Annotated in this window: 15 protein-coding genes; 5 read left to right on the forward strand and 10 right to left on the reverse strand. The window is 68.9% G+C overall.

Features of this window, described 5'->3' with window-relative positions:
• Window positions 1–17: 17 nt before the first annotated feature.
• Complete coding sequence (locus IG99_RS21240; RefSeq protein WP_037676300.1) at window positions 18–1,064, forward strand: ABC transporter ATP-binding protein; 1,047 nt, start codon at window positions 18–20, stop codon at window positions 1,062–1,064.
• 74 nt (window positions 1,065–1,138) lie between these two features.
• Here IG99_RS21240 and IG99_RS21245 read toward each other — a convergent pair whose 3' ends face one another.
• The 8 genes from IG99_RS21245 to IG99_RS21280 all read right to left on the reverse strand — a co-directional run bounded on the left by IG99_RS21245 (window position 1,139) and on the right by IG99_RS21280 (window position 12,045).
• The gene (locus IG99_RS21245; RefSeq protein WP_037676549.1) at window positions 1,139–1,645 is read right to left on the reverse strand and encodes a DinB family protein; all 507 of its coding nucleotides are present in this window, start codon (window positions 1,643–1,645) and stop codon (window positions 1,139–1,141) included.
• A 41-nt stretch (window positions 1,646–1,686) separates the two neighbouring features.
• A complete protein-coding gene (locus tag IG99_RS21250; RefSeq protein ID WP_037676302.1) occupies window positions 1,687–2,802 on the reverse strand; it encodes an ABC transporter ATP-binding protein in 1,116 nt (371 codons plus the stop codon).
• Entirely contained in the window at window positions 2,799–3,839 is a 1,041-nt protein-coding gene (locus tag IG99_RS21255; protein ID WP_037676305.1) for an ABC transporter ATP-binding protein, read from the reverse strand. Before IG99_RS21255 ends, IG99_RS21250 begins: the two co-directional genes overlap by 4 nt.
• A 10-nt stretch (window positions 3,840–3,849) precedes the next feature.
• The gene (locus IG99_RS21260) at window positions 3,850–4,830 is read right to left on the reverse strand and encodes an ABC transporter permease (RefSeq protein WP_037676307.1); all 981 of its coding nucleotides are present in this window, start codon (window positions 4,828–4,830) and stop codon (window positions 3,850–3,852) included.
• A gap of 77 nt (window positions 4,831–4,907) precedes the next feature.
• Window positions 4,908–6,719: an ABC transporter substrate-binding protein gene (locus IG99_RS21265; protein ID WP_037676309.1), complete on the reverse strand. Its 1,812-nt coding sequence runs from the start codon at window positions 6,717–6,719 to the stop codon at window positions 4,908–4,910.
• 56 nt (window positions 6,720–6,775) lie between these two features.
• Window positions 6,776–7,753 carry an ABC transporter permease gene (locus IG99_RS21270; protein WP_051865705.1) on the reverse strand — a complete coding sequence of 326 codons (978 nt, stop codon included), beginning with the start codon at window positions 7,751–7,753 and terminating at the stop codon, window positions 6,776–6,778.
• Between the two features lie 187 nt (window positions 7,754–7,940).
• Entirely contained in the window at window positions 7,941–9,848 is a 1,908-nt protein-coding gene (gene typA, locus IG99_RS21275; RefSeq protein WP_037676315.1) for a translational GTPase TypA, read from the reverse strand.
• A 148-nt stretch (window positions 9,849–9,996) separates the two neighbouring features.
• Window positions 9,997–12,045, reverse strand: a complete 2,049-nt coding sequence (locus IG99_RS21280) for an ABC transporter family substrate-binding protein (protein ID WP_037676317.1) — start codon at window positions 12,043–12,045, stop codon at window positions 9,997–9,999.
• A 345-nt stretch (window positions 12,046–12,390) separates the two neighbouring features.
• Between IG99_RS21280 and IG99_RS21285 the strand changes: the two genes are divergently transcribed.
• The 4 genes from IG99_RS21285 to IG99_RS21300 are packed head-to-tail and all read left to right on the forward strand — an operon-like array spanning window position 12,391 to window position 16,237.
• Entirely contained in the window at window positions 12,391–12,681 is a 291-nt protein-coding gene (locus tag IG99_RS21285) for a hypothetical protein (protein ID WP_037676319.1), read from the forward strand.
• Between the two features lie 18 nt (window positions 12,682–12,699).
• Window positions 12,700–13,521, forward strand: coding sequence for a hypothetical protein (locus IG99_RS21290; protein ID WP_037676321.1), 822 nt, complete (start codon window positions 12,700–12,702; stop codon window positions 13,519–13,521).
• Between the two features lie 17 nt (window positions 13,522–13,538).
• Window positions 13,539–15,470 (forward strand): fumarate reductase/succinate dehydrogenase flavoprotein subunit, encoded by a 1,932-nt coding sequence (locus IG99_RS21295; protein ID WP_037676323.1) that lies wholly within the window; start codon window positions 13,539–13,541, stop codon window positions 15,468–15,470.
• Window positions 15,467–16,237 (forward strand): succinate dehydrogenase/fumarate reductase iron-sulfur subunit, encoded by a 771-nt coding sequence (locus IG99_RS21300; RefSeq protein ID WP_037676325.1) that lies wholly within the window; start codon window positions 15,467–15,469, stop codon window positions 16,235–16,237. The genes IG99_RS21295 and IG99_RS21300 overlap by 4 nt, the downstream gene beginning before the upstream one ends.
• Here the strand turns inward: IG99_RS21300 and IG99_RS21305 are convergent.
• Together IG99_RS21305 and IG99_RS21310 are read right to left on the reverse strand one after the other, a co-directional pair.
• On the reverse strand, window positions 16,218–16,523 hold the full coding sequence (locus tag IG99_RS21305; RefSeq protein WP_158973215.1) for a hypothetical protein: 306 nt from the start codon (window positions 16,521–16,523) through the stop codon (window positions 16,218–16,220). The genes IG99_RS21300 and IG99_RS21305 overlap by 20 nt on opposite strands.
• A gap of 5 nt (window positions 16,524–16,528) precedes the next feature.
• Window positions 16,529–17,518 carry a phosphotransferase family protein gene (locus IG99_RS21310; RefSeq protein WP_199815571.1) on the reverse strand — a complete coding sequence of 330 codons (990 nt, stop codon included), beginning with the start codon at window positions 17,516–17,518 and terminating at the stop codon, window positions 16,529–16,531.
• Window positions 17,519–17,581: the final 63 nt, after the last annotated feature.

Here is a 17,581-nt window from a genome sequence, read left to right on the forward strand (position 1 = left end):
AGACGGGACTTCACCACATGAGCAGCAACACCCCCCTCCTGGACGTCAGCGGTCTGACCAAACACTTCCCGGTCAAGGGCGGCTTCCCGATCCGCCGCACGATCGGCGCGGTGCAGGCTGTCGACGGCCTCGACTTCCAGGTGGCCGAGGGCGAGAGCCTCGGCCTGGTCGGCGAGTCCGGCTGCGGCAAGTCGACGACCGGACGCCTGATCACGCGCCTGATGGAACCGACCGACGGAAAGATCTCCTACCGGGGTCAGGACATCACCCACGCGACACGCAAGCAGCTGGCGCCCGTCCGATCCGAGATCCAGATGATCTTCCAGGACCCGTACGCCTCACTGAACCCCCGGCAGACGGTCGGCAAGATCATCGCGGGCCCGATGGAGATCAACGAGATCAACCCGGCGGGCGGCCGTGAGAAGCGCGTTCGCGAACTCCTGGAGATCGTCGGCCTCAACCCCGAGCACTACAACCGCTTCCCGCACGAGTTCTCCGGCGGCCAGCGCCAGCGCATCGGTGTCGCCCGCGCCCTGGCTCTGCAGCCCAAGCTGATCGTGGCCGACGAGCCGGTCTCCGCGCTCGACGTGTCCATCCAGGCGCAGGTCGTCAACCTGCTCCAGAAGGTCCAGCGGGACCTGGGCATCGCCTTCGTGTTCATCGCGCACGACCTCGCCGTCGTACGGCACTTCTCGCAGCGCGTCGCGGTCATGTACCTCGGCAAGATCGTGGAGATCGCCGACCGCGACGACCTGTACGGCAACCCGCGCCACCCCTACACCCGGGCGCTGCTGTCGGCCGTGCCCGAAGCGACCGTGGAAGAGACCCCGGCCCGCGAGCGCATCCGGCTCCAGGGCGACGTGCCGTCCCCGATCAACCCGCCTTCCGGCTGCCGCTTCCGCACCCGCTGCTGGAAGGCGACGGAGAAGTGCGCGAGCGAGGCTCCCCCGCTGGTGCAGGTCGAGGGCAACAAGGCGGGTCACCTGACCGCCTGCCACTACCCCGAGACGGCCGAGACCGTGCCGGCCCCCCGCCTCGCCAAGGACTCCGAGCCGGCGGCCTGACCGCACTCTCCCCGACACCGGTACGAGGCCCGCGCCGACACGGCGCGGGCCTTGAGCCGTCTTCAGGGGGCGCGCTAGTCGCCCGTCGTGCCGTCCGCCAGTTCGCGCAGGATGTCGATGTGGCCGTTGTGGCGGGCCGTCTCCTCGGTGAGGTGGAGGAGGATCCAGCGCAGGTCCACGAGGTTGCCGCCGCCTCTGGCGCGCTTGGCCTTGGTGTCGAGGTCGTTCCCGGCGACCAGTTCCCGGTAGCGGGCGCTTTGCTCGGCGTACTCGTCGAGCAGCTGCTCGATCGGGAAGTCGACGGCGATGCGCATCTCGCGGTCGGGGTCCTCTTCGGTCCAGGGGCCCTCGTCCTCCTCGCCGAGGAAGACCACCTGGAACCAGTAGTACTCGACCCAGCGGAGGTGGTTGACCAGCCCGCTCAGGGTCATCAGCGGCGAGGTGGGCAGGAGTGACCTGCGCGCGTTCTCCGCGGAGACGCCCTCGCACTTGGCGCGGACGGTGTCACGGGCGTAGTCGAGGAACGTGGTGAGCTGGGTGCGCTCGTCCCACGCGGTCGGGATGTCGTCGATTCTGGTCATCCCCATGAGCATTGCTGATCACAACACCCGCTGTACAGCGATTACTTGGACTCTCCCTCCAGCGCCGCGAGTGCCGGGTCCAGGACGATGTCCTCCTCGCGCGCGGTCGTCGGGTCCTCCGGGAAGTGGCAGGCCGTCAGGTGGCCGTCGTGGTTGCCGGACAGCTGGACCAGCGGGGGCTCCTCGGCCGCGCACCTGTCCCGCGCCTTCCAGCAGCGGGTGCGGAAGCGGCAGCCGGAGGGCGGATTGATGGGCGACGGCACGTCACCGGCGAGCCTGATCCGCTCCCGCCCGCCGGTGTCCTCGTCGGTGACGTTCACCTCAGGTACGGCGGACAGCAGGGCGTGGGTGTAGGGGTGGCGGGGGCGGGTGTAGATGGAGTCGCGGTCGCCGACCTCGATCACCTTGCCGAGGTACATCACCGCCACGCGCTGCGAGAAGTGCCGTACGACGGCGAGGTCGTGGGCGATGAACAGGAACGCGATGCCCAGTTCCCGCTGCACCTTCTGGAGCAGGTTGACCACTTGCGCCTGGATGGACACGTCCAGCGCGGAGACCGGCTCGTCGGCCACGATCAGCTTGGGTTCGAGCGCCAACGCCCTCGCCACGCCGATACGTTGGCGCTGGCCCCCGGAGAACTCGTGCGGGAAGCGGTTGTAGTGCTCGGGGTTGAGACCCACGATCTCCAGCAGCTCGCGCACCCGTTTCTCGCGGCCACCGTCCGGCTCGATGCCGTTGATCTCCATCGGACCCGAGACGATCTTGCCGACCGTCTGCCGCGGGTTCAGCGAGGAGTAGGGATCCTGGAAGATCATCTGGATCTCGGAGCGGATCGGCGCCAGCTGCTTGCGCGAGGCATGGCCGATGTCCCGCCCGCGGTACGTGATCGTCCCCGCCGTCGGTTCGATGAGACGGGTGATCAGGCGTCCGGTCGTCGATTTCCCGCAGCCCGACTCCCCCACCAGGCCGAAGCTCTCGCCGACGTGCACGGTCAGGTCGATGCCGTCGACGGCCTGGACCTGACCGACCGTGCGGCGGACCGGGAAGCCGCCCTTGACCGGGAAGTGCTTGGTGAGGCCCTCCACCACCAGCAGCGGCTCCCGGGCCGCCTCGTCGGTGGCTTCGCGCGGTGCGGGGAGGACGGGGTCCTCTGTCATGCCGTGTCCTCCTGGCCGTGGCGGAGACGGGGCTTGATCTCGTCGATGAAGATGGTGTGCTTCTGCTGCGCCGTCAAGTGGCACGCGGAGGCCCGGTCGGGGGCGAGCAGCGGCCGTTCGGTGACGCAGCGGTTGCCGCCGACGCGGTCCTGGAAGGCGCAGCGGGGGTGGAAGCGGCAGCCCGGGGGCGGGGTGAGCAGCGAGGGCGGGGCGCCCGGGACGGGGCTCAGCGGGGTGCTCAGGTCGGAGTCCAGGCGGGGCATCGAGTTGAGCAGGCCCCAGGTGTACGGGTGTCGCGGTGAGCGCAGCACCTCGCGCACCGTGCCGCGTTCGATCGCGCCGCCCGCGTACATCACCATGATGTCGTCGGCCATGTCGGCGATGACACCCAGGTCGTGCGTGATGAAGATGATGGCCGTGCCGAACTCCCGCTGGAGGTCCTTGAGCAGGTCGAGGATCTGGGCCTGCACGGTCACGTCGAGGGCGGTGGTCGGCTCGTCGGCGATCAGCAGGTCGGGGTCGCAGATCAGCGCCATCGCGATCATCGCGCGCTGGCGCATACCGCCGGAGAACTGGTGCGGGTAGTCCTTGGCGCGCTCGGCCGGGTGGGGGATGCCCACCTTGCCGAGCATCTCCACGGCCCGCTTCCAGGCGGCCTTCCTGGAGGCGCCGGTGTGCTTCATGTACGGCTCGGCGATCTGCCGGCCCACGGTGTAGTACGGGGACAGCGCGCTCAGCGGGTCCTGGAAGATCATCGCGACCTTGTTGCCGCGCAGCTTCTCCAGCTCGGACTCGTGGGCGGTGGTGAGCTCCTGGCCGTCGAGGACGATCTCGCCCTCGACGGTGGTGAACAGCGGGTTGTGCAGGCCGAGGATCGTCAGGTTGGTGACGGACTTGCCCGAGCCCGACTCGCCGACGATGCCGAGGGTCTTGCCCTGGTCGAGGTCGAACGACAGCCCGTCGACGGCCCGGACGACACCGTCCTCGGTCCGAAAACTCACGTGCAGGTCCCGCACCGAGAGGAACGCAGGGGTCACGTCAGTGCTCCTAGGCCAGCCGCACGCGCGGGTCGATGTAGGCGTACGCGGCGTCGACGACGATGTTGCACAGCAGGATCATGGTGGCGGAGAACAGCATCACGCCCAGCAGGAGTGGCAGGTCGCTGAAGAAGACCGACTCCACCGCGAGCCGGCCGAGTCCCGGCAGGCCGAAGGTGTACTCGGTGATGATCGCTCCGCCGAGCAGCGAGCCGAGGTCGATGCCGAAGATGGTGACGATGGGGATCAGGGAGCCGCGCCAGGCGTAGCGGAAGAAGACGTACCGGCGTGACATGCCCTTCGCGCGGGCGGTGCGCACATGCTCCTCCTGGAGCTGTTCGATCATCGACGAGCGCGCCATACGCGTGTACTGCGAGGCGAAGATCGTGGAGAGCACCACCCACGGGATGATCAGCCCGGTGAACCAGGTGGCCGGGTCGGCGGTGAACTCGTGGTAAGCGGGTTTCTCGAAGAGGTGGGTCTGGTAGACGAGGACCGCCAGGGCGAGCGGGCCGAGGAAGTAGATCTGCATCGAGCTGATCACCATCGCGCCGGCGGTGAACGTCTTGTCGACCAGCGTGCCGCGCTTCCAGGCGGCGATCAGTCCGGTGCCGAGACCGATGACGAGGAAACAGACGGCCCCGCCCAGGGTGAGCGAGACGGTGATGGGCAGCCGGTCCATCAGGGTGCCCCAGACCTGCTCGTTGGTGTGGTACGAGTACCCGAAGCACGGTGCGGGGCAGGGTCCCTGGGCGAACCCGTCGCTGCCCAGGACCAGGTTGTGCAGGAAGATCCCGTACTGCTCGGGGATCGACTTGTCGAGGCCGAGGACGTGGTGGAGGTTCTCGAGGTTGGCCGGGGTGCAGGTCTTGCCGCACATCAGCAGCGCCGGGTCACGGGGCATTCCGAAGAACAGCAGGAACGCGACGATGCTCAGCAGGAAGAGGATGACGACGGCGCCGAGCGACCGGCGCAGAAGGAAGCGCAGCATGGCAGAGGCAGCTCTCAGCGGGCCGGAGGGCACCCGGCGCACACCGTCAGGGGCGCGCCGGATACCCGGTGGGCGGGTTACTTGACGTACAGCCGGCGCGGGTCGACGCCGCCGATGACGTCGTCGTAGACGAGGCCGCCGATCCTGGATCCGGCGATCTGGGTCTGCTTGAAGTAGCCGGTCGGGACGACGTTGATGACGTCCTTCACGAGGTACTCGCCGAGCTTCCCCCACTCGGCCGCGGCCTCGGCCGGGTCGGTGACCCTGTTGATCCGGTCGATCTCGCTGTTGACCTTGGGGTCGTTGACCTGCGAGTAGTTCTGCGCGCCGTCGGCGATCGCCCGGCCGTCGAAGCACGGCGGGATGACGGTCGAGGCGGACGGCCAGTCGGCGCCCCAGTTGGTGTTGAAGATGTCGAAGTTGTTGTCGAGCTTGCTGACCTGGTCGTAGTAGGTCTCGGCCGGGACCTCCTGGCGCTGCACGTCGAACCCGGCCTTCTTCAGGCCCGCCGCCATGGCGGTGGAGTAGGCCTGGCCCTCCTGGGAGTTGATGTAGCCGAACGTCAGCTTCATGCCGACCTTGCCGGCCTCCTGGAGGAGCTTCTTGGCCTTGGCCGGGTCGCCGCCGGGGTTCTTCTTCTTGCCCCAGGGGTCGAAGGAGGGGTCGTAGCCGCTGACGGTCGGGCTGATGATGCCGCCCGGGGTCTCCATCGCGGCGCTGCCTCCGTAGGCCCGCTGGAACGCCGAGGTCGGCAGGGCGTAGGCGATGGCCTCGCGGACCTTCTTGTCCTGCATCGCCTTGTGACTGAGGTTGATGTTCATCTGGCCCACGTACGGCTGGTAGCCGATGACCGTGCGGGACTTCATCCCCGGGTCGTTCAGGACCTTCGAGAGGTTGCCCGCGTCGACCGAGTTCTGCCAGCTCACAGCGGTCCGGTCGGCGCCGGTGTCGGCGATGAGGGCCTTGGTGGAGTCCTCGTACTGCTGGTTGAAGGTGATGTTGAACCGGTCGACGTACCGGTGGCGGATGGGGTCCGTGGCCGGGTCCCAGTTGGTGTTCTTCACCAGCACCATCGACTTGCCGGACCGGAAGGACTGGATCTTGTACGGACCCGTCGTCACCGGGGCCTTGTCGTACTTCTCCTTGGTGTCGCCCTTCTGGGAGACGACGGCGTAGCCCGGCATGGCCAGCGCGTACGGCAGGTCGGGGTGCGGCTTCTTGAACTTGAAGACGACGGTTTTCTCGTCCGGCGTCTGCAGGATGGTGTCCGGCAGGTGCTTGCCCTTGAACGGGCCGTCCGGCAGCAGCTTGCGGTAGTCGGTGCCCGGGGTGTCGGCCAGCCATTGCTGGAGGTACGGCGGGCCCTGGTTGATGAAGGGTGCGAAGAGCCGCTCGACGGAGTGCCGGATGTCCTTGGACGTGATCGCGGAGCCGTCCTGGAACGTGATGCCGTCCTTGAGCGTGAACTTCCAGGTCTTTCCGCCGTCCGAGGTGGTGCCCGAGTCGGTGGCGAGGTCGCCGACGATCTCGTGCTTGCTGCCGTCGTCGCTGGTCGCCTTGTAGCCGGTGAGCCCTCTGTGCAGCAGCAGCGCGACCTGCATCTCGTTGAAGACGTAGATCTGGGCCGGGTCGAGGTGGGCGTAACTGTCGCGAGCGGGCACCGAGACGGTGCCGCCGGGCTTGGCGCCCGGGACCTCGGCGGCGGGGCCCTTGGAGGCCGCGGCGTCACCGAACTTGATCAACGCCTTCTGGCGTTCGGCGTTCTGCCGCTGCTCCTTGTCGTCACCACCGGTCTTGCTGCCGCCGGAGCTGCACCCGGTCAGCACCAGTGCCGCGGCCGCGAGCACCGAGGCCGCGGCGTGTAAGTGACGTCGTCCGCTCCTACTCATCACTCGGTTTCCACCCATCTGTTGTCATCAGTGCGAAGGAACCCGGAACATGCAGGTCAGCGCGCCGTCTTGGGGTCGAACGCGTCCCTGACCGAGTCCCCGAGCAGGTTGAAGGCCACGATGAAGATGATCATCGAGACGCCGGGGAAGAACATGTAGGTGATGTCGTTCTGCATCACGAGTTCGGTGGACGCCTTGGAGAACATCTGCCCCCAGTCCGGCGTCGGTTCGACGATGCCGACGCCCAGGAAGGACAGTCCGGCCTCTGCGGTCACGAAGTTGGGGAGCATATAGGTGCCCTGCACCAGGATCGGCGTGACCACGTTCGGCAGGATCTCCCTGCGGATGATCCGCCAGGGCGGGGCGCCGCTGACCTTGGCCGCCTCGATGAACTCCCGTTCCCGCAGGGCGAGGGTGGTCCCGCGAAGGATGCGTCCGAGGCTCATCCAGCCCAGGAACCACTGCACGGCGATGAGGGCGACCACCCGGACGTAGACCGGTGTCTCGTCCCTCGGGCTGACGAACAGTGAGACCACGACCGGCATGCTGGCGATGAAGAACAGCTGGGCCGGGAAGGCCAGCAGGAAGTCGATGACCCGGCTGATGAAGTAGTCGGCCCTGCCGCCGAGATAGCCGGCCGTGACGCCGAGGAGGATGCCGGTGAGCACGGTCGCGAGGGTGACGGCGACCGAGATCATCAGTGACGTCCGGATGCCGTAGAGGAGCTTGGTGAAGACGTCGTAGCCGTTGCCGGGTTCGAGGCCGAACCAGAACTCGCCGCTGATGCCGCCGTTGGGCTGCACCGGCACGCCCGCGCTGTCGAAGAGTTCGGGGCGCTCGTCGGCGTACACCGTGTACGGGTCCTTGCCGTACAGCTTGGAGACCAGCGGAGCGAGCAGTCCGATCAGGAAGAAGAAGACGACCACACAGGCCGAGATCACTCCGGTGCGGTCCCGCTTGAAGCGGATCCACATCAGCCGGCCTGGTGACCGGCCGATCGGCTGCCCGGTCTGTAACTCCGTAGGACTTGTCACATTGCGCCCATTTCACAGGTGTGGATGTGGACGTGGGACAGGTGCGTGACTACGCCGCTACTATCAGCCATCGGGCAACCTGCCGACCACCGTCTTTCGCATCTCAATTCCGTCACAGCCGAAAGGGATGCGGAAAAGCCCGGGCGCCCCCCATGACGGGGGACGCCCGGGCTCAACAGACCGGTGATCAGCCGTGCTTGGCGCGGCTCGCGGCGCGGGCGCGCTCGCGGGCGTCCAGGTTCACCTTGCGGATGCGAACGGCCTCCGGGGTGACCTCGACGCACTCGTCGTCGCGGCAGAACTCCAGCGACTGCTCCAGGGAGAGCTTGCGCGGCGGGACGATCGCCTCGAACGAGTCGGCCGAGGAGGACCGCATGTTCGTGAGCTTCTTCTCCTTGGTGATGTTCACGTCCATGTCGTCGGAGCGCGAGTTCTCACCGACGATCATGCCCTCGTAGACCTCGGTGCCGGGGTCCGTGAACAGCACACCGCGCTCCTGGAGGTTCGTCATCGCGAAGGCGGTGACGGCGCCGGCGCGGTCGGCGACCAGGGAGCCGTTGTTGCGGGTCTGCAGCGTGCCGAACCAGGGCTCGAAGCCCTCGTGGATGGAGTGGCCGATGCCGGTGCCGCGGGTCTGCGTCAGGAACTCGGTCCGGAAGCCGATGAGACCGCGGGACGGCACCACGAACTCCATGCGCACCCAGCCGGAGCCGTGGTTCGACATGTTGTCCATACGGCCCTTGCGGACACCCATGAGCTGCGTGACCGCGCCCATGTGCTCCTCGGGCACGTCGATCGTCATGCGCTCGACCGGCTCGTAGACCTTGCCGTCGACGTCCTTGGTGACGACCTGCGGCTTGCCGATGGTCAGCTCGAAGCCCTCGCGGCGCATCTGCTCGACCAGGATGGCGAGCGCGAGCTCACCACGGCCCTGGACCTCCCAGGCGTCGGGACGCTCGGTCTCGATGACACGCAGCGAGACGTTACCGATCAGCTCGCGGTCGAGGCGGTCCTTGACCTGACGGGCGGTCACCTTGCGATCCTTGACGGCCGCCTTGTTGTCGGCGCCCTTGCCGGTACCGCCACGGCCGACCAGCGGCGAGGTGTTGGTGCCGATGGTCATGGAGATCGCGGGCTCGTCGACCGTGATCAGCGGGAGCGGGATCGGGTTCTCGGGGTCCGCGAGGGTCTCGCCGATCATGATGTCCGGGATACCGGCGACCGCGCAGATGTCACCCGGGCCGGCCTTCTCGGCGGGCTTGCGGGTGAGCGCCTCCGTCATCATCAGCTCGGTGATGCGGACGTTGCCGACGGTCCCGTCCCGCTTGATCCACGCGACCGTCTGGCCCTTGCGCAGCTCGCCCTGCTCGACACGGAGCAGCGCGATACGGCCGAGGAAGTTGTCGGCGTCCAGGTTGGTGACGTGCGCCTGGAGCGGGGCCTCCTCGTCGTACGTCGGGGCCGGGATGTGCTGCAGGATGGTGGAGAAGAACGGCTCCAGGCTGGTGGAGTCCGCCGGGACCGTGCCGTTCTCCGGCTTGGTCAGCGAGGCGATGCCGTCACGGCCGCAGGCGTAGACGATCGGGAACTCGATCTGCTCCTCGTCCGCGTCCAGGTCGAGGAAGAGGTCGTAGGTCTCGTTGACGACCTCGTCGATCCGGGAGTCCGGGCGGTCCGTCTTGTTGATGCACAGGATGACGGGCAGCCGCTGCTGGAGCGCCTTGCGCAGCACGAAGCGGGTCTGCGGGAGCGGGCCCTCGGAGGCGTCGACGAGGAGGACGACACCGTCCACCATCGACAGACCGCGCTCGACCTCGCCGCCGAAGTCGGCGTGACCGGGGGTGTCGATGATGTTGATGGTGATGACGTCCCCCCCGTCCTTGGGGTGGTACTTCACCGCCGTGTTCTTGGCGAGGATCGTGATGCCCTTCTCACGCTCCAGGTCGTTCGAGTCCATCATGCGGTCGTCGACGCCTTCGAGCTGATGGGCGGCGAAGGCACCGGCCTGCTTCAGCATGCCGTCGACGATGGTCGTCTTGCCGTGGTCGACGTGGGCGACGATGGCTACGTTGCGGATGTCGTGGCGCGTGGCCATGAAGGCGTACTCCTGGAGTGTGAGGAAGGCCGACGCGTACGTCTGTGTTACGCGGACCCTGCCGGGCTGAACACGCCACGGCCTCACCCCATGGTACGTGGCCCCGGAAGGAGCGGCCCCCACAGCCCCGTCCGGAGCCCCGTCGGGCTCAGGACTTCGACGGGTTCGGCGCCGCCTTCGCCCCCTTCTTGAGGAAGCCCATGTCCTCGTAGACCGGCGTGCGGAAGCCGAACGCGCCGGCGTTGGCGACGGTCTTCCACGCGGCGGTGAGCTGGGGCCGCTGGTAGAGCGGGATCGACCCGGCCGCCGCCCAGATGCGGGAGTCCGCCTTGCGGATGAGGGAGCGTGCCTCGTCCTCGTCCAGGGTCCCGAGCGCCTGGTCGAACAGCTGGTCCACCTGGTCGGTGCCGACGCGGGTGAAGTTCTGCTCGACGCTCAGCGAGCCGTCGGCGGCCGGGACGGGCTTGGCGTAGATGGGGCGGGCGTCGGTGGCCGGGAAGGCGGAGGAGGGCCAGGAGTACAGGGCGAGGTCGTACTGGCCGGAGGCGATGTGGTCCTTGAAGTAGCTCTCGTCCGAGACCTTGCTGATCTCCGTGCCGATGCCGACCCGCTTCAGCATGCTGGTGACGCGGTCGGCGACGGCCCGCAGGGGCTCCGACCCCGCCCCTGAGGGCAGCACGAATCGGAGCGTGAGCGCCTTGCCGTTCTTGGCCAGCGTCTTGACCGCGTGGCCCGCGGGGGCGGCGGTCCCCTTCGGGGCGTAGGCGCCGGGGGCACCGCCCTGCTGGGCCTGCGGATGGGAGCCGTCCTGCGCGAGCTGCCGGCCCTCACCGTGCTCGTCCTCGTGGCCGCGGGCCGCCGCACGGCGCGCCTTGTCGTCCTCGCCGACGATGTACGTGCCGTCGTCGCCGCCGTCGGACTGCTCCTCGCCTTTCTTGTCCCGGCCGGACTTCTCGCTCTGGGCCTTCCTGCCCTTGGGGCCGGCCGCCTCCTCGTCCTTCTTCTGCTTCTTGACCGGGCCGCCCGGCACCCAGCCGGCGTCCGCGAGCAGCGCCCTCGCCTCATCGGTGTCCTGGCCGCCGAGCGCGCCGCTGTTGTCGGCGTAGGCGGCCTGTCCGGCGAGGGCTAGGTGGCTGCCGACGGGGACGGCGGGCAGGCCGAGCGGCTTCAGCACCACCTCGGCGAGCTCCTTGCGGTCCAGGGCGCGGGCCACCGCCCGGCGCACCCGCTCGTCGGCGAGCGGGCCGGCGGAGCCGTTGAGGGCGAGCTGGGTGTAGGCGGGCTCCAGCGACTTGCGGACCTGGAAGCCGCGCAGCCCGTCGGTCCCCCTGCGGACGCGCTGGGCGGTGGCGGGGTCGATCTCGGCCAGGTCGAGCTCACCGGCCGCCAGCGCGGCGGCCCGCTCGGCGCGCGGAACGGCCCGCAGCTGGATCTCGGACAGCTTGGCGGGCCTGCCCCACCAGCGCGGGTTGGTGGTGAGGCTGACCCTGTCCTTCTTGGTGTCCACCTTCTTCACGGTGAACGGCCCGGCGGTGACCTTCAGCTTGCGGCGCGCGCCGTCGTTGAAGGAGTCCGGGGTGCCCATGACGTCCTTCGGGTACAGCGGCGAGAACAGCGACCGCCAGTCGGCGTACGGCTTGGCGAAGGTGACCTTGACCTCCAGGTCACTGGCGCCGCGCTCGATGCCCTCGATGCGGTCGTAGCCGGCGTTGCGGGCCGTCCAGTACGCGGAGTCCTTGCCGGACAGGGCGCGCCACTGGGCGGCGAAGTCGGCGGCGCCGATCTCGCGGCCGTCGCTCCAGACGGCCTGCTGGTTGAGCTTGTACAGCACGACCTGCTTGGGCTCGGTCTCGACGACCTTGGCGCTCTCCAGGTAGTCGGCGTTGCGCTCCGGCCGCCCGCTGGCGTTCGTCCGGTACATGGACGGCAGCACGGCCTGGGCGACACGGGCGGTGGTGGCGTCCGCGTCGGCCTGGAAGGTGTTCAGGGTGTCCGGGACGGCGTCCACGGCCCAGCGCAGGGTGCCGCCCTCGGCGATGCTCGCGCGTGCCGCGCGGGCGACGTCCTGCTTGGCGAGCGGCTTGCCGGCCTCGTCCTCGGAGCCGCAGCCCGCGAGCGTGAGCATCGCCAGCGCGCCCGTGGTGAGGAAGGCCACCGAGCGCATCACCGCTCGCGGTCCGACACCGTCGTAGGACATCTCTGGTACCTCCGGGGAGCGGCTCCCGCCGGTGACACAGGTGCGTTCTGATCACATTTGGCGGTATTTTGGAGTTGATCAGATCTACGGCCCAGATCTACGGCCCCACTGAAGAGGAAAGGGTTCGCCAGCCGGGGGCGACACGGCGGCGGAGGCACGGAAGCCCACCCGTGCGGAGCAACGTGGCCCCCGGCGCACACAGAGCGCATGCGGGCGTGCACCGAAGGCACGCAATCCGCCAATCGCTGCACATGGCTTCACATCAACCGGTGTGACGCGCAACACTCGCAGGCGCATGAACGTTGCCGTCCAGGGCCGTACGGCCCGAGGAAGTGAGGTCACGTCATGTCCGTGCACGACGACCTGACAGCCGTCCAGCGCTGCCTCGACGACCTTTCCCGGTCCGTCGGCCGCCTGGAGAAGCAGCTCGGCAGCGGCGGCCTGGAGATGCGCCGCGTCCGAGCCGACGCCGACCACCTGCGCGAGAGTGTCGCCCTGCTGCGTGAGGCGGCCGCCCACCCGAATCAGCCCCGCAAACCCGAGCTCGTCACGATCCCCGACACCCCGTACGACGACTCCTTGTGGATCGACACGGACGACGAGGGACTCGGAGCCCGGGACCGACGCGCCCCCTGACCCGACCGGAGTCCTGAGTTGGCCACTGGTACGGAACCCCAAGTGAACAACGGCGGCGTGCGGTCCCGTACCCGCGCCGCGATCGACGCACCGCATCTGCGGACCGACCGCTGGTGGCTGGCACCCGCCGCCACCGCGGCCGGTCTGCTCGCCTTCGTCGTGTACTCGACCTGGCGGGCCTTCGCCAACGCGGACTACTACGCGGCGCCGTACGTCTCGCCGTTCTACTCGCCCTGCCTGGCGGAGAACTGCGAGACGATGCGAGGCGGCCCGAACTGGGAGATCTTCGGGAGCTGGTGGGGTATCTCCCCGGCGATCCTCATCCTGATCTTCCCGCTCGGCTTCCGCCTGACCTGCTACTACTACCGCAAGGCGTACTACCGGGGCTTCTGGGCCTCGCCCCCGGCCTGCGCGGTCGCCGAGCCGCACAAGAAATACACCGGCGAGACCCGCTTCCCGCTGGTGCTGCAGAACATCCACCGGTACTTCTTCTACGCGGCGATCCTGGTCGCCGGCATCCTCAGCTACGACACCGTGCTGTCCTTCCGCGACGAGCACTACGCGTGGGGCCACATGGGCCTGGGCACCCTCGTCTTCCTGGCCAACATCGTGCTGATCTGGGCGTACACGATCTCCTGCCACTCCTGTCGGCACATCGTCGGCGGCAAGCTCAAGCACTTCTCCCGGCACCCCGTGCGCTACCGCATGTGGCAGTTCGTCGGGAAGCTCAACGCCCGCCACATGCTGCTGGCCTGGGCGTCCCTGGTGAGCGTGGCGCTCGCCGACTTCTACGTCTATCTCGTCGCGTCCGGTGTCTTCGACGATCCGCGCTTCTTCTAGATGAGTGGGGCCCTGTGATGTCCGTGGTCGACCGTCAGGAGTGGGACGTCGTCGTGGTCGGTGCCGGCGGCGCGGGCCTGCGCGCCGCCATCGAGGCCCGCGAGCGCGGCGCCCGTACGGCCGTGATCTGCAAATCCCTGTTCGGCAAGGCCCACACGGTGATGGCCGAGGGCGGCATCGCGGCGGCGATGGCCAACGCCAACGAGCACGACAACTGGCAGGTCCACTTCCGCGACACCCTGCGCGGCGGCAAGTTCCTCAACCAGTGGCGGATGGCCGAGCTGCACGCCCAGGAGGCCCCCGACCGGGTGTGGGAGCTGGAGACCTGGGGCGCGCTCTTCGACCGCACCAAGGACGGGCGGATCTCCCAGCGCAACTTCGGCGGCCACGAGTACCCGCGCCTGGCGCACGTCGGCGACCGTACGGGCCTGGAGCTGATCCGCACCCTCCAGCAGCAGATCGTCTCCCTCCAGCAGGAGGACTTCAGGGAGACCGGCGACTACGAGTCCCGTCTGAAGGTCTTCCAGGAGTGCACGGTCACCCGGATCCTCAAGGACGGCTCACGCGTCAGCGGCGTCTTCGCCTACGAACGCGAGACCGGCCGATTCTTCGTCCTCGAAGCCCCCTCCGTGGTGATCGCGACCGGCGGCATCGGCAAGTCCTTCAAGGTCACGTCGAACTCGTGGGAGTACACCGGCGACGGTCACGCGCTGGCCCTGCTCGCGGGCGCGCCCCTGCTCAACATGGAGTTCGTGCAGTTCCACCCGACGGGCATGGTCTGGCCGCCGTCGGTGAAGGGCATCCTCGTCACCGAGTCGGTGCGCGGCGACGGCGGGGTGCTCAGGAACTCCGACGGCAAGCGGTTCATGTTCGACTACGTCCCGGACGTCTTCAAGGAGAAGTACGCCCAGTCCGAGGACGAGGCCGACCGCTGGTACGACGACCCCGACCACAACCGGCGCCCGCCCGAGCTGCTGCCGCGCGACGAGGTCGCCCGGGCGATCAACGCCGAGGTGAAGGCGGGCCGCGGCTCCCCGCACGGGGGCGTCTTCCTCGACGTGTCGACGCGGATGCCCGCCGAGGTGATCCGGCGCCGGCTGCCGTCGATGTACCACCAGTTCAAGGAGCTGGCGGACGTCGACATCACCGCCGAGGCGATGGAGGTCGGCCCGACCTGCCACTACGTGATGGGCGGCATCGCGGTCGACTCCGAGTCCGCCGCCGCGCGCGGGGTGCCGGGGCTGTTCGCGGCCGGTGAGGTGGCCGGCGGGATGCACGGCTCCAACCGGCTCGGCGGCAACTCGCTCTCCGACCTGCTGGTCTTCGGGCGCCGGGCGGGCCGGCACGCCGCCGCGTACGCACAGACCCTGGGCACGCGCCCCCCGGTGGACGACGTCCAGATCGACAGCGCAGCCGCTGAGGCCCTGCGGCCGTTCTCCGCGGAGGGCGAGGAACCGTCCGCGGGCCCGCCGGAGAACCCGTACACCCTGCACCAGGAACTCCAGCAGACCATGAACGACCTGGTCGGCATCATCCGCCGCGAGGCCGAGATGGCCGAGGCGCTGGAGCGGCTCGCCGATCTGCGGGTACGGGCCCGCCGGGCCGGTGTGGAGGGGCACCGCCAGTTCAACCCGGGCTGGCACCTCGCCCTGGACCTGCGGAACATGCTGCTGGTCAGCGAGTGCGTGGCGCGGGCCGCGCTGGAGCGCACGGAGTCGCGCGGCGGACACACCCGCGAGGACCATCCGTCGATGGACCGCGAGTGGCGCCGGATCAACCTGCTGTGCCGGCTGACCGACCCGACGGGCGGCCTCGCGGCCACCGACCCGGTGCGCGGCCAGATCACCCTCGCCCGGGAGACCACCGAACCCATCCGCCGGGACCTGCTCGCCCTCTTCGACAAGGAGGAGCTGGTCAAGTACCTCGCCGAAGAGGAGCTGTACGAATGAGCGGCTACACGGCCCACTTCAAGGTGTGGCGCGGGGACGGGCAGGGCGGCGGCCTGGAGGACTTCAAGGTCGAGGTGAACGACGGCGAGGTGGTCCTCGACATCATCCACCGTCTCCAAGCGACACAGGTGCCCGACCTGGCGGTCCGCTGGAACTGCAAGGCGGGCAAGTGCGGTTCGTGCTCGGCGGAGATCAACGGGCGGCCGCGGCTGATGTGCATGACCCGGATGTCGGTCTACGACCGGGACGAGACGATCACGGTGACACCGTTGCGCGCCTTCCCCGTGGTCCGGGACCTGGTGACGGACGTCGGCTTCAACTACCGGAAGGCGCGCGAGGTCCCGTCGTTCGTGCCGCCCGCCGGGGTCGGGCCCGGTGAGTACCGGATGTTCCAGGAGGACGTGGACCGTCCGCAGGAGTTCCGCAAGTGCATCGAGTGCTTCCTGTGCCAGGACACCTGCCATGTGGTCCGCGACCACGAGGAGAACAAGACGGCGTTCGCGGGACCGCGCTTCCTGATGCGGGTGGCGGAGCTGGACATGCACCCGCTGGACGCCGCCGCCGAGACCGGCCTCGACCGCAAGAAGACCGCCCAGGACGAACACGGCCTCGGCTACTGCAACATCACCAAGTGCTGCACGGAGGTCTGTCCGGAGGGCATCAAGATCACGGACAACGCGCTGATTCCCCTGAAGGAACGGGCGGTGGACCGCAAGTACGACCCGCTGGTGTGGCTGGGGTCGAAGATCAGGAGGAGGTCTTCGTAGCCGGCTTCATGGCCTGCCGCTGTACGTACAGGCCGAAGAAGGCCACGGCCATGCCCGTCAGCGCGAAGGGGGCGTTGCGGATGTCCGGTCCCCGGAGCGGGCCGAGGAAGAGGAACGTGCCGAACCCGGCCATACCGATCAGCGTTCCGTACCCCCACACCTTGGGCCGGAGCACCTTGGCGCGTCCCGGTCCGGGCAGGATCCAGCCGGTGATGATCGCGGCTGCGCCGCACACGGCTCCGGCCGTCAACACCACTAGCCCCGCTGCCACCAACGCCTCGTGCATGCCGGTCATCCTTCCAGCAGTTCCAGCACCCGCAAGAGATTTGACTCGGCTATGGCCTGCATCGGACCAGGGTTTGGAAAGTCGCCGTCGAGGAGGCGGAGGGGCCCGGAGACCAGGGACAGGTGCATGGCGAGGCGGTAGAGGTTCATCCGGTCCTCGTCCAGGGCGGGGGCGCCGAGGGCGTCGTAGTGCCGCCCGAAGCGGATCCGCAGGAAGACGTGCTCCCACTCCACGTCGAAGTACATCAGGCCCTCGATGTCGATGAGGGCCGGGTGGCCGTCGGCGTCCAGCAGTACGTGGTCGGGGCCGAGTTCGCCGTGGATGAGGGTGTGGCGGGAGCGGGGGCGGACCCCGGCGGCCAGTTCCCGCAGCCGGGCCTCCAGGTCGTCCCGTACGGCGGCGATCCGTGCGTCCCGCACGGCGGTCGCCGCGATGTCGCGCAGGGCGCCGTCGGTGACGCGCTGCTCGCAGGAGTCGGCGGAGGACACCCCACCGCTGTCGACGAGGGCGACCTTGCCGAAGGTGGGGCCCTCATGGGCGTGCAGTGCGGTGAGGGTGTCGGCGAATCGGGCCAGCGCGGTGGCTCCCGTGTCCGGGTCGCGGCGCAGCGCTTCCTCCAGGCTGCCACCGGTGAGGTCCTCGACGATCGCCGCGTCGGCGGGAAGGTGCCTGTGCGTGGCGTCGGCGTGCCGGAGGCGCGGTGTGCGGACGCCCGCGCCGGTCAGGCGGGCGTTCGCCGCGGTGAACAGGTCGAGGCCGGTGCCGTGGGAGAAGGGGTCGCGGAGGTCGCTCGGGCCGGCGTCCCAGTAGTCCTCGTCCTGCGACCAGACGTAGGCGATCGCTGTGGAGTCGTCGTCCAGAGTGAGGCGGTAGACGCCCTTCTTGGTGCCGCCGCGGAGTCGGGTGACGGCGGTGAGGGTGCGGGCGGGGCCGAGGGCGGCGCGGGTGAGGGGGGCGAGGTCTTCGCGGGTCAGGTGCTTGCGGGTGGTGGTCACCCGGCGGATCCTCGCACTCCGTCCGGGTGACCGCAGGTTCTTTTCAGGTGGTTTCAGGCCCTT

It is taken from the genome of Streptomyces griseus subsp. griseus (assembly GCF_000720255.1).
GTDB classification, from domain to species: domain Bacteria; phylum Actinomycetota; class Actinomycetes; order Streptomycetales; family Streptomycetaceae; genus Streptomyces; species Streptomyces griseus_I.

What these genes read in the sequence shown, in the direction of transcription:
- typA (WP_037676315.1), bottom strand. Translation starts at nt 9,848, where the DNA reads ATGGCCACGCGCCACGACATCCGCAACGTAGCCATCGTCGCCCACGTC.
- IG99_RS21295 (WP_037676323.1), top strand. Translation starts at nt 13,539, where the DNA reads ATGTCCGTGGTCGACCGTCAGGAGTGGGACGTCGTCGTGGTCGGTGCC.
- IG99_RS21305 (WP_158973215.1), bottom strand. Translation starts at nt 16,523, where the DNA reads ATGCACGAGGCGTTGGTGGCAGCGGGGCTAGTGGTGTTGACGGCCGGA.
- IG99_RS21250 (WP_037676302.1), bottom strand. Translation starts at nt 2,802, where the DNA reads ATGACAGAGGACCCCGTCCTCCCCGCACCGCGCGAAGCCACCGACGAG.
- IG99_RS21240 (WP_037676300.1), top strand. Translation starts at nt 18, where the DNA reads ATGAGCAGCAACACCCCCCTCCTGGACGTCAGCGGTCTGACCAAACAC.
- IG99_RS21280 (WP_037676317.1), bottom strand. Translation starts at nt 12,045, where the DNA reads ATGTCCTACGACGGTGTCGGACCGCGAGCGGTGATGCGCTCGGTGGCC.
- IG99_RS21265 (WP_037676309.1), bottom strand. Translation starts at nt 6,719, where the DNA reads ATGAGTAGGAGCGGACGACGTCACTTACACGCCGCGGCCTCGGTGCTC.
- IG99_RS21260 (WP_037676307.1), bottom strand. Translation starts at nt 4,830, where the DNA reads ATGCTGCGCTTCCTTCTGCGCCGGTCGCTCGGCGCCGTCGTCATCCTC.
- IG99_RS21300 (WP_037676325.1), top strand. Translation starts at nt 15,467, where the DNA reads ATGAGCGGCTACACGGCCCACTTCAAGGTGTGGCGCGGGGACGGGCAG.
- IG99_RS21285 (WP_037676319.1), top strand. Translation starts at nt 12,391, where the DNA reads ATGTCCGTGCACGACGACCTGACAGCCGTCCAGCGCTGCCTCGACGAC.
- IG99_RS21245 (WP_037676549.1), bottom strand. Translation starts at nt 1,645, where the DNA reads ATGACCAGAATCGACGACATCCCGACCGCGTGGGACGAGCGCACCCAG.